Genomic DNA, 11,251 nt, shown 5'->3' with positions numbered 1-11,251 from the left:
CCACCTCCCCTCTGCAATTTGCTCAGAAAATTTTTCACCTGTTCATGAGGCGGCCTCAGAGATCTGTGCGCTTCTTCAGCGCACCTGATATCGATAGCCCCGAGTGAATAGGTGAAAAATTTTCAAAAATTCACCTCCCTATACCCTCATCACGAGCTTTCTCCCATTTAACGCCCCACTCTCCATCAGCCTGTGCGCCTCCTGAACAGTACTTACCCCCAAATCTCCAACAAGATGTACCTCAGGCGCAGCAATCCCGCCCGAAGAAATCCGGTTCGAAATCTCCTGTAAAGCCTCCCCATAGCCCCCCAATTCATTCTTTAACCTATAGGCATAATTAGAAATATTCAAAACCACATCACCACGATCAAACAAGATCTCCCGGCTTCTTTGCGTCCCCAGAAAAGTCACATCCACATAAGTACCATTCGTTTTCAAAACTTCAGCCGCTGTTTCCGTAATCTGACCTCCAGCCAGATCCACTACAAAATCAAACTCCCCCTTATTCACCGCCAATAACTCCTCTGCAAGCCTCTCAGACCGATAATCCAAGATATGAGAAGCTTCCAAACCCATAGCCCGCAAAACCCCTGTACTCTGCTCACTGCCCGCTGTAGACACCACCTTCCGAATACCATCTGCAAAAAGCAGTTTAATCAAGAACCGGCCAACAGCGCCCGAACCTCCAGCGATAAAAACACTGTCCGAAGCCTTCATCCCCATCCTGCGAAAAGCCTGAAAAGCTGTTAAACCCGAAGACGGAATGGCCGCAGCAGCCTCAAAACTCAAGCCAGCAGGCTTATGCGCCACCACCTTTGAGGTAACCGCAATATACTCGGCGTAGGTACCATTAGACCCTCTGCTTCCAGAAGCCGAAATCACCTCGTCTCCAACAGAAAAACCAGTAACAGACTGACCTACAGCCTCCACTACACCAGAGAATTCCCTGCCCAATATTGGAGAAGTCATCAGCCTGCTCTCCCTCCAACCCAATCTCATCTGATAATCAATTGGATTGAAAGCCGCGGCCCTTATCCTGATCAACAACTGGTCCTGCTGGAAAGAAGGCCTATCCAACTCTTCAAAGCTAAAATTCGACACATCTCCAAAACCATTCAATACAACTGCTTTCATTTTTTTACATTCTTTAGATTCAGTACCAAAACCCGTTTAATATTTTTTATTTAGGTTTGACAAAGGTACCGCTAGCTCAAAAAAGCACCAATAACGCTCAAAAAAAGGAGTAGCTCTAAAAAAAGTGAGCGACTAAGAAAAGGCAAAGAGAAAAAGAAACTATGAAGAAAGAAACCTCCAATTCATTAAACAAAGCCTTCCTGCTCGATTCCTGCAGGATCAATGGTGCTCTGAACATCATCTCCGGCCGATGGAAAGCCCTGATCCTGATCCATATTTCAGAAGGTACCAACCGGTTCAGCCTTTTAAAAAACGCCTTACCCACCATCTCCGATCAAACCCTGGGCAAACAATTGAAAGAACTCGAAAAAGACACCCTGATCACCAAAGAAATCATCGCGGCAATCCCTGTAAGAGTAAACTATCACCTCACAAAAAAAGGAACATCCCTGCTCCCCATACTTGTAGACCTCTCCGAATGGCACCAACCCACTCCAGCCAAAAAAATAACCTCCTCGGCAAATAACCTTCCCTCCAAATAACCTTCCTCCAAATAACACCCTCTGCACCCGGCAATAACCTCCTCTGCACCCTACCCGGACCACCTCCCCTCTGCAATTTGCTCAGAAAATTTTCCCCTATTAATGAGGCGGCCTCAGAGATCTGGGCGCTTCTTCAGCGCACCTGATATCGTTAGCCCCGAATTAAAAGGGGGAAATTTTCAAAAATTCACCTCCCTAAAAACCCATTAAACGCATTACCTTTTTAAACTCCTCCTGCGGTTCCGCCTTCAAAGCCATCTGCTCCCCGGTAACCGGATGCAAAAAACGCAGTTCCGAAGCATGCAGCAACATCGTTGTCATATCCCATTGCTCCTTAAAAAAACGGTTCTGCTTATTACAGCCGTGCTTCCTGTCTCCAATAATTGGATAAAAGATATGCGCAAAATGCTTCCTCAACTGATGCATCCTTCCTGTTGTTGGCGCAGCCTCCACTAAAGAATACCTAGAAGTTGCATGCTGACCAAAAGGCACTGGCAATTCCGCCCGCTTCAATGTCACAAAAGAAGTAAAAGCCTCCTGAACCATCCCATTCTCTTTTACCAGCGGATAATCAATATCCATCTGATCCGGTGCATAGCCCCTCAAAATCGCCAGATACTTTTTCAAAACACCACCTTCCTGAAACTGCTTATGCATCGCAATCTCCACCTCTTTATCAAACGCAAACAACAGCAAACCACCAGTTTTTCTATCCAGGCGATGCACAGGACTCACAAAACGCCCCACCTGGTCCCGCAGCATTTGCAACGCAAACTCCTTCGCATCGCTTGCAATAGAAGACCGGTGCACCAATAAACCATGTGGCTTGTTAATGGCTATTAAATGATCGTCCTGGTAAACAATTTCTAACATACTAATTTTTGGCGAAGATAACATTTGCACAACAATCATTTGCCTATCTTTACATCAAATAAGATTTAAGCCGTATACCTTGATCATCACCATACAAACCACCCCTGTTAAAGAAAACGAAGAAAACCGGTCAGTATTTAAAATCCTGAACCAGAAACTGCTTGAAAAAGCAGCCGAACTTCAGCATTTCAGCCTGCGGCACCTGGAATATGTGGACCCTATTTTTGAAGATGTGGTTATCTACCTGGTCTACAATGCAAAAACACAAATGCGCTGGTACATTGCCAATGATGTGAGCAGCGAAATCAATACCCTGATCCTAAAAGAAATGACTAAACTTGACCTTCAAGTTCTGGACAGCTGAAATGGTCTTCCCCCTTTAAGTCAATCGTAAACCGATCATAAAGTCTGGCAGGCTGTGCCGGATCATTTTCATTATGCGCTAAAGTATAATATTCACAAGTCAGTGTTAAATGCTCTTCCTCTTTCTCTATGGCCACTTTAATAAAACCATGATGGCCTTCGCAGTAAGCTTTCAATTCCACACCCTCCAAAAGTTCATCCTCCTGTGTGAACTGTGGATCCGTCACCTCGGCCAGGACATGCAATTCATCAAATCCACCCGAACCTGCCACGATGAAAGGAACACTTTTTTCCTTATAATGCTTTAGAAAACGCTGATAATTGTGTACGTGCCCACTAAAAACCACATCAGGATATACACCTGCCTCTTCAAAAGCAGATTCCAGGAACCGGATCATCGCTGCACTTGAACCATGGTTCGTATCTGCAGAATAAGGTGCGTGATGCAAACAAACAATCAAAGCTTTGCCAGACATAGCCCCAGCCCTTTTTAATTCCTTAATGAACCAGTGTTTCTGTTCGGAAGTAATGCAGCCAAATTTAGGTACATTGCTATACAGGCCAATAATCGTAGCCAGTTCTGTATTCAGGGTCCAGTATACATTGGGTTGTACCTGACTCTTTCTGGCTGCCCCGCCCGAAAAATAAACCGTTTTTGGGCTGGTATTGCAGAAAACCTCGTAAAAAGCGTCCAAGCTCTGGCAGGGCTCAGGATTGTCCGGATTCACATCTGCATCGTGGTTTCCTGCAATGGCGTAAATGGGCCCCGGATAATGGCTATAAGGTTTAAAGAATTGCGTCTCATATTGTTCCCGCTCTCCAAAATGGTAGACCACATCACCCAAATGATATAAAAACTCTGGGGGGTGCTCCTCTAACTTGTACTGAAGTCCCATTTGCTCAGCAATCTGCCGTTGAAAGTCTGGTGATTTTAATCCACCCGTATCCCCCACCAAATTAAAAACCAATCGCTGATCTGCATGAGCAGACCGGGGAAGATTCAGATGATAAGGATATACTCCGGAAGGTAAAGGCGGATATTGAAATTTATAGGAATCATCAGGCTGGCCCTTTTTAAAAACCGGCCCGGTTACCTTAGGGTTTCTCGCTGAATACATAGGCTTTATGCTTAAACAAAGCTAAAGGACCCATATTAAGCTAACATTAACAAATGAATACATCAAAATTTACAAAGAGTTTACTTCCCTTAAAGAATCAGACTCTTTAAAATTGCATTGGCAGAACCTCCCCATTGCTTAAAGGCTGAACTTAAATAAGCTTTAAATGCCGGACCATCCATCGCCTTGCCCTTCACCGGGGGAACAACAACCTGTGGATTTACCGGAGTATCTGTAACCTTGGTAGCAAACCAGGTAATATTTTCATGGGGTAAGGCCACCCCAAGGATCATTCCCGGAAGACCGGAAAAGGACTCCGGTCCACCCGATACAGGGATTTTATCCGTGTAGAAAGCCACCACATAGATAGAGTCGAGCATTAGCCCATTCGCTCTTCGGCAACTATAACCAGCAATTTCACGAGTTTCTTCGGTAATCTTCCACACCATTCTGCGCAAACTGTCTTTCACCAAAAAAACTTCGTCCAGCACATTTCTCTGGCTGATAGACAGGGCAGACGAAAAATCAGAATAAATAATGTTATTCTGCTTTCCCATAAGACCCATCCCAAACATATCCGACGGATCCTCCTTTTTCACTTCTGGTACAAAAAGTGTTTTCTGATCCCTAAAACTCAGATTGCTTTTAAAAACATTAAACTGAGGCGTTCTTTTCTTCATTCCATCCATGGCGTCTTCCATAAAACTGCCCTCGCGACCCCCGCTCATCATACGTTTCATCACCGCATGCGTATTTACCCTTTTTTCATATTCAATTACACCCTGATCCGGGAAACGCACATTTTGCGCAAATAAGGAAATACAGTTCAACATCAGGCAGCAGCCCAGCAATATCTTCATCAGTTTTATTTTCTTCATGATTTAAGCCCCTCCCATTTTATTAAAATCCCAGCTCAGGCTACAGATCACATATCTCCTGATCATCGTATAACTGGTCTGAACAATTGAATTCTGGCTGGCACTCCGGCTAAAACCATTATTCTGGTTCAGAATATCTTTTGCTGAAATGGTCAAATACAGACTTTGGTCTTTCAGGAACTTCCGGCTGATGGATGCATTCCATATGAAACGTGAAAAATCCTCATCAAAAGATTTCGTTTTGGCCCTGAATTCATACTCCCCGTCGGAACTGAGCTCTATCTTACCTGGAAGATAAAGCGTCATCGAGGGCCTGGAACTAAATCCCCAGCCATTATCATTAAATTGCTTCTGAAGTGAAGACTGGCTGATGTTGTAATTTGGCGAAAAATCCAGGTTAAAATTATACTTAGCTTCCTTCCCCTTCATCAGGTTAAGGTTTGCTGAAAAATTATAGGATTTTGTCTGGTTCAGTTCATTATTTAAAAAACTATAATTGGTACTTCCATTGGCCGACAGGTTTAGATTTGCATTCATATCCAGCGCTTTGATGGCGCTCCCTAAACCAATGTTCAATCCATAATTGGTATTGCTCTTCTCCGTCAGGTTAACAGCCTGATACGTAGACTTGCCTGTTGTGGTATCCCTCACTGTATTATTCATGATAGGGTTCATCGTAAAAGAATAACTACCATTAATCATCAGGGCCCGGGAAGAAAGCATTTTAAAAGAGTTATAGCCTAAATTAAAATTACTGTTGAAAGAAGGTTTAAGGTTTGGGTTTCCAATGGTAATGTTCAAAGGATCCGTATTCACTCTCACTGGCTGGATCTGATCTATACCTGGCTGACTGGTCTGTCCACCATAACTGAAGCGTAAGCTCTTTTGGGGAGACATCATATATTGATAATTCAGCTGTGGGCTCCAGTTCACAAAATTTCTTTTAATGCTTTCGTCTGTAAACACATTTTTCTGTTCAAACTTAACCGCAACCAATCTGGTCCCGAAATTCAGCACAGATTTTTCCTTTCTGTAATTAAACATCAGGCCTGCCGTATTGGTGAGCTGGTCCAGCTTATAGTTGTTGCTAAACAAACTATCCAATACCGTATATTGTCCAGGTACCAGAGCATTATACGATCTTCGGTCCTGGGTACTCTTGTTTACATTCAGGCCGTAGTTAAAAATCGCTGCAAAACTGGTGGTGATGGGTTCTGAATAGGTCAAATTAGAATTAAAAACAGCAGTGGTACTTTTATTGGTCTTAAACTGATCTGTGTTTTCTGTACTGTCTGCCAAGAGCAGCCCCTGCTCATTGTAGAACCGGTTCTGGGATTTTAGAAATCCTTTGGTGTCGTTCCAATTCATGTTCTCGCTTACATTCAGCGATACAGCTCTTCCTTTCTTGAGAAATCTCTTATTCCAAAAAGCACTGGCCCGAAAAGCTTTTCCATTGGTTTTATTGTCCAGATTCCGATCAGAAGCATTTAATTGTGTATCATTTTCCCTGAAAGTACGCTCAGAGAAAACATTTTGGGTTTCGCTATGTTTTAGTGATGCCCCGAAAGAAACTTTTAAATTAGACATAGAATCCAGTTTAATGCCGTACTTACCATCCAGTTTCTGGCCAAAAGAAGAATTGTTATAGGTTTCGTCAGAATTACTTTTGGTGATCCGTTCGGGGTAATTATTTTGGGTCTGCACATTACGCGTTCCTTCCACATTCATATTGTTTACCTTATAATTTCCATTCACAGATTCTTTTCCACTGTTCCACTTATTGTCATAATGTAAACCGACTGCCCTGGACAAGGGAATTCCCTGTCCGCCATAACCTCCATCAAAAGTATCCAGATCCTCCCCCATACCACCGCTCATCATGACCATCCCGCCACCGCCACCAGAAAAATCCATATCATCCAAAGAACTCATATCAAAACTGGACATCCCCATCTGGTTTCCTGTATTGGCGATATTGCCATAAAGCCCAAATTTCTTTTTCCCCAGAAACCGGTTATACGTCGCTTGTCCTTCATACATTTTATCCGTACCTAATCCGGCATTTACCTTTCCAAAGGCACCATTCTTCTTCCCCTCCTTGAGTTTAAGATTGATGGTTTTTGCCCGTTGTCCGTCATCAATCCCCGTAAAGGAAGCCTGCTCACTTTTTCTATCATACAGCTGCACTTTATCCACCATGTCTCCACGGATATTCTTGGTCACCAACGTGGGATCATCCCCAAAAAATTCTTCACCATCTACCAGTACTTTATCCACAGCCTTTCCCTGGGCGGTAATTTTTCCGTCCTTAGATACCTGGACACCAGGCAGCTGCTTCAGCAAAGCTTCTACTTTAGAATTGGGCTGAATGATATAACTATCTGCATTAAACTCCGTTGTGTCACCATTCATTTTCACCGCATTTACTGCCCCTTTAATCTCTACAGCCGACAACAGATTGGCTTTCAGCAGCAGGTTGACTTTTCCAAAGTCTTTTTCCTTCTTCACAGAATCCAGGCTGAACTTTTCCCAATAATCGGCATAACCAGGATAGGTGACCAGTAAAATAAAATTTCCCGGTTTCAAAGCTTGTACAGAAAATGCGCCATTACTGCCAACCCTGCTAAACTTAACCAGGGTAGAATCTTTGGCATTCCATACCGATACGCTCGAATTAACCAATCTGGCCGTATAGGCCGTATCCACTACGAATCCCTTTACTGCATAACCGTTTTGTGCATACAGACCAAATGAACCTAGAAGAAAGAGGAATAACGAGAGTATAATTTTTTTCATATAAATGGCAGAACGCATAAAGTTAAAACGAATTTTTATGAACAAGGATATATTAACATTCTTTAACTTTTTGTCGATTTTTGTTACTTTGACCCTAAATTGATCTGATCGTTACATACAGTCCCGAATTATTAAAACAATGACTTCTACAAGAAAGCTCCGAATTATAAGCCATGAACGCCGCGCAGCAGAAAATGTAGTGATCCAATTCGAGCCGGTAGACGGCGAAAAAATCCATTATCAAAGCGGGCAGTTTTTAGTCTTTTCTTTTCACCTGAACGGGAAAGAAGTCAGGCGCTCCTATTCTATGTGCAGTTCACCGGCTGTAGATGAACCGCTTGCTATCGCCGTAAAACTGGTTGAAAATGGAGAGATCTCTAAATTCCTGCATCATAAAGTGGGTGTGGGTGATGTTCTGGATGCCATGGAACCCAATGGAATATTTACCTATAATCCTGACAAAGAGGCCCGCAGAACTGTATTTCTTTTTGCCGCGGGAGTAGGCATCACCCCGGTATATTCTATCCTAAAAACAGCGCTACTCACAGAGGAACATTCTAAAATCGTATTGGTATACAGCAATAAATCTGTTCGCGACACCCTATTTTATGAGGAACTAAAACAGTGGCAGGAAAACTATCCGGAGCGCTTCAAGATCGAATGGCTCTTCAGTGAATCCAAAAACCTGCTAATGGCCAGGCTGAACAATGTACGGATCGAACAAATCGTAAAAGAACATCTAAGCTGCGACAGAAATGATGCCCTGTTCTATACCTGCGGACCGATCAATTATATGGTACTTTGCCGCATTACCCTAAGGGCTTTGGGTTATAACCAGGACCAGATCAAAAGAGAGACCTATTTTATTCCGGAGGATGAAGCGGACGATGATGACCTGACAGAAAAAAAGATAAAGGATACCAACACTTATTCTGTCATCATAGATTACCGCGACAAAACCTATAAATTGGATATCCCCTATTACAAAAGGATTCTGGAGGTTGCATTGGAAAACCACATCAGTTTGCCATACAGCTGCGGAGCCGGAATGTGCAGTACCTGTACCTCTACCTGCACAGAAGGTGGCGTAAGAATGGATTACAACGAAGTACTTACTGATCAGGAAATCGAACAGGGACGTGTGCTGATCTGCACCGGACACCCTACAGCCAACAATACCAGAATCGTTATTGGCTAAGCCGGGCTTTTGGTTATCTTTGCGTAAATGAAACGCAGGATCCTCAGACTGATCGATTTTTTCTATCCACCCTTTTCGAAGTATATTCCGCTTCAAACCTTCCGTTATGCTGTTTCGGGTGGAAGCAACGCCGCATTGAATCTGCTCATCTTCTTCCTGAGTTATAATTTTATCCTGAACCAGGAAGTCCTTGTTATCGGTTCATATTCCATCACCAGGTATATTGCAGCCTACGCAATGGCCTTATCGGTTAGTTTTCCTGTCGGATTTCTGCTCAATAAGTATATTGTTTTCCAGCAATCAGACCTGCACAGCCGGGTGCAGCTCTTCAGGTATGCTTCGGTAACGGCCATGAGTATTTACTTTGATTATGCCCTGCTTCATTTTTTTGTTGGATATCTGGGCTTTTGGGCAACGCCCTCACAAGCGCTTATCATTGTAATTCTGTCGCTGTTCAGCTACTTCTTCCAAACCTACGTAACCTTTACAACGAAGAAACGAAGTCTTTAATTGTAGCGCTTGGATAGCCCTTTTTATTGATCCATTGCATAAATCTGTCCATGCGGTCTATCATTTGAATACCTGAATTTTTGCTCACATAACCCGGAAAACCGAAACGCTCCTTGTCTTTCAGATCCGTAAACTCCCAGGGATGAAAATACACATTCAGATAGCCATCTTTCTCGTAAGTTCTTTTGGCCAGATACTGATACCAGCTCAACGGCAAATTGTGAAAGGAAAGCCAGAACAAAGGAAAACGCAGCAGCGGGCTCACCGATGCCGGCAATTGCAGCACCCCGCTGTCCTGGAAATAGGTTCTGGACACATGAAGGTTATTATACCTTCCCGGAAGCCAGGTCGGATTAATAGAACTGTTATATACATAACCCGCATTTTTGATCTCCTTTTCATCCACAGGCATCATTCTGGCCATACGATAGCCCTCTATTCGTACACCAGAAAGGCGCTCCAGTTCAATTTTAGAAGCCAGTAAATGTTCTGGTTTAAAATCAGAATGATAATACCCGTGGGAAGCCAGTTCATGCCCTTCCTCTAGTATCCTCTCCAGAATTTCCGAGGCATGCTGTCCAAATGTAGCTGTACAGAAAAAAGTAGCCTTTAGCCGGTGCTTCTTCAGCAAATCCAGGATGCTGTGGCTGCCCTGTATGGAAATGCGGATCTGATCTTCGAAAGAGATGGTTTTACCATACTCAAAAGCCATATCAAACTCTTCTATATCAAAACTCAACAACACCATTTTCTTTCAGACTTAAATTACTTGAACGGATAATATAATTAGGACGGTTTTTACTTTGCAGGAACATCTTACCGATATAAATACCAATGATGCCCAGTATGATCAGTTGCAAGCCTCCAAAAAACACGATGGTCATGATAATAGAAGCCCAGCCATTTACTTCCTTTCCAATATAGAAAGCATGAATTACATAAGGGATATACAGCAAAGACAAAAAAGAAAAGATAAAACCCAAATATACGGCGGTATAGAGCGGCTTGATGCTAAAAGAAGTTACCCCGTGCGTTGCAAAACGGAGCATTTTCTTCAAATTATACTTGCTGTTGCCAGAGAACCTCTTGCTAGGCACATAGTCCAGAGCAAATTGTTTATAGCCCATCCATTTCACCAATCCTCTTATGAAAGGCTCGTTTTCCTGGAACTCTTTAAAAACGCTCACCACTTTCCTGTCCATCAACCTGAAATCGGCAGTACCGGATTCAATTTCTATATCAGAAAGCACATTCAGCAGTTTATAATACAAAGACGAGGTGACGCGCTTTTTGTAAGGCAGGGACTTATCCTCATGCCTTCTGGTATACACCACTTCGTAGCCCTCCTCCCATTTCTCCAGCATCTGAATGATGAGTTCCGGCGGGTGCTGCAAGTCTGCATCCAGAGAAATCACACAATCTCCATGGGCATAATCCAGGCCGGCTTTAAGGGCCGGCTGGTGTCCAAAGTTCCTCGAAAATTCAATATAAAAAATATTCGGTTTGATTTGGGCCATGGCCTTAATCACAGAAAGGGTCTTATCTTTACTCCCATCATCCACCAGGATAATCTCAAATGCATAGCCTCTTCCTTCTAAAATACGTTCTAATCTTTCAACGATAACCAATAGGTTATCCTCTTCATTATAGGCAGGAATGACAATAGAGATTGTTTTTTGCATGGAGTTCTTTACGAAATAAGAGGACACAAAATTGCAAATAAAATTGCAACTACACAGCACATTATAAAATTTAGCAAACCACTTACAAAGATTTAATGTTATATATTCTGTTAATTTTTCTAAAATTGCAGAATGCATAACGCGAAAAACTTTATAT

The 11,251-nt window shown here is 42.9% G+C and carries 11 protein-coding genes; 4 read left to right on the top strand and 7 right to left on the bottom strand.

From position 1 onward, the window contains the following. Positions 1-138 precede the first annotated feature (138 nt). A complete protein-coding gene (locus DBR11_RS18480; protein WP_108554113.1) occupies positions 139-1,134 on the bottom strand; it encodes an NADP-dependent oxidoreductase in 996 nt (331 codons plus the stop codon). A 161-nt stretch (positions 1,135-1,295) separates the two neighbouring features. Between DBR11_RS18480 and DBR11_RS18475 the strand changes: the two genes are divergently transcribed. Next, positions 1,296-1,676: a helix-turn-helix domain-containing protein gene (locus tag DBR11_RS18475; protein ID WP_108554112.1), complete on the top strand. Its 381-nt coding sequence runs from the start codon at positions 1,296-1,298 to the stop codon at positions 1,674-1,676. Between the two features lie 195 nt (positions 1,677-1,871). Here the strand turns inward: DBR11_RS18475 and DBR11_RS18470 are convergent, their stop codons facing one another. After that, on the bottom strand, positions 1,872-2,549 hold the full coding sequence (locus DBR11_RS18470) for a pseudouridine synthase (protein WP_108554116.1): 678 nt from the start codon (positions 2,547-2,549) through the stop codon (positions 1,872-1,874). 79 nt (positions 2,550-2,628) lie between these two features. Between DBR11_RS18470 and DBR11_RS18465 the strand changes: the two genes are divergently transcribed. After that, a complete protein-coding gene (locus DBR11_RS18465; RefSeq protein WP_108554111.1) occupies positions 2,629-2,913 on the top strand; it encodes a hypothetical protein in 285 nt (94 codons plus the stop codon). On the opposite strand, the gene DBR11_RS18460 is transcribed toward DBR11_RS18465, so the two are convergent. The 3 genes from DBR11_RS18460 to DBR11_RS18450 form a co-directional block, all read right to left on the bottom strand. After that, positions 2,882-4,030 (bottom strand): metallophosphoesterase, encoded by a 1,149-nt coding sequence (locus DBR11_RS18460; RefSeq protein ID WP_108554110.1) that lies wholly within the window; start codon positions 4,028-4,030, stop codon positions 2,882-2,884. The genes DBR11_RS18465 and DBR11_RS18460 overlap by 32 nt on opposite strands. Positions 4,031-4,119: 89 nt before the next feature. Further along, positions 4,120-4,908: a GLPGLI family protein gene (locus DBR11_RS18455; RefSeq protein WP_233260816.1), complete on the bottom strand. Its 789-nt coding sequence runs from the start codon at positions 4,906-4,908 to the stop codon at positions 4,120-4,122. A gap of 3 nt (positions 4,909-4,911) precedes the next feature. Next, positions 4,912-7,704 (bottom strand): TonB-dependent receptor, encoded by a 2,793-nt coding sequence (locus DBR11_RS18450; protein WP_108554114.1) that lies wholly within the window; start codon positions 7,702-7,704, stop codon positions 4,912-4,914. Between the two features lie 139 nt (positions 7,705-7,843). Between DBR11_RS18450 and DBR11_RS18445 the strand changes: the two genes are divergently transcribed. Both DBR11_RS18445 and DBR11_RS18440 read left to right on the top strand, forming a co-directional pair. Continuing rightward, positions 7,844-8,902 (top strand): ferredoxin--NADP reductase, encoded by a 1,059-nt coding sequence (locus DBR11_RS18445; RefSeq protein WP_108554109.1) that lies wholly within the window; start codon positions 7,844-7,846, stop codon positions 8,900-8,902. Positions 8,903-8,929: 27 nt separating this feature from the next. Beyond that, positions 8,930-9,412, top strand: coding sequence for a GtrA family protein (locus DBR11_RS18440; protein WP_108554108.1), 483 nt, complete (start codon positions 8,930-8,932; stop codon positions 9,410-9,412). Here DBR11_RS18440 and DBR11_RS18435 read toward each other — a convergent pair. After that, on the bottom strand, positions 9,387-10,160 hold the full coding sequence (locus tag DBR11_RS18435; protein ID WP_108554107.1) for a polysaccharide deacetylase family protein: 774 nt from the start codon (positions 10,158-10,160) through the stop codon (positions 9,387-9,389). The genes DBR11_RS18440 and DBR11_RS18435 overlap by 26 nt on opposite strands. Then, the gene (locus DBR11_RS18430) at positions 10,141-11,094 is read right to left on the bottom strand and encodes a glycosyltransferase family 2 protein (protein WP_108554106.1); all 954 of its coding nucleotides are present in this window, start codon (positions 11,092-11,094) and stop codon (positions 10,141-10,143) included. Before DBR11_RS18430 ends, DBR11_RS18435 begins: the two co-directional genes overlap by 20 nt. Positions 11,095-11,251: the final 157 nt, after the last annotated feature.

This window comes from Pedobacter sp. HMWF019, assembly GCF_003061025.1.
Classification (GTDB): domain Bacteria; phylum Bacteroidota; class Bacteroidia; order Sphingobacteriales; family Sphingobacteriaceae; genus Pedobacter.
Note: the sequence above shows the minus strand (reverse complement) of the source record. Positions and strands in the feature narration are given on the sequence as shown.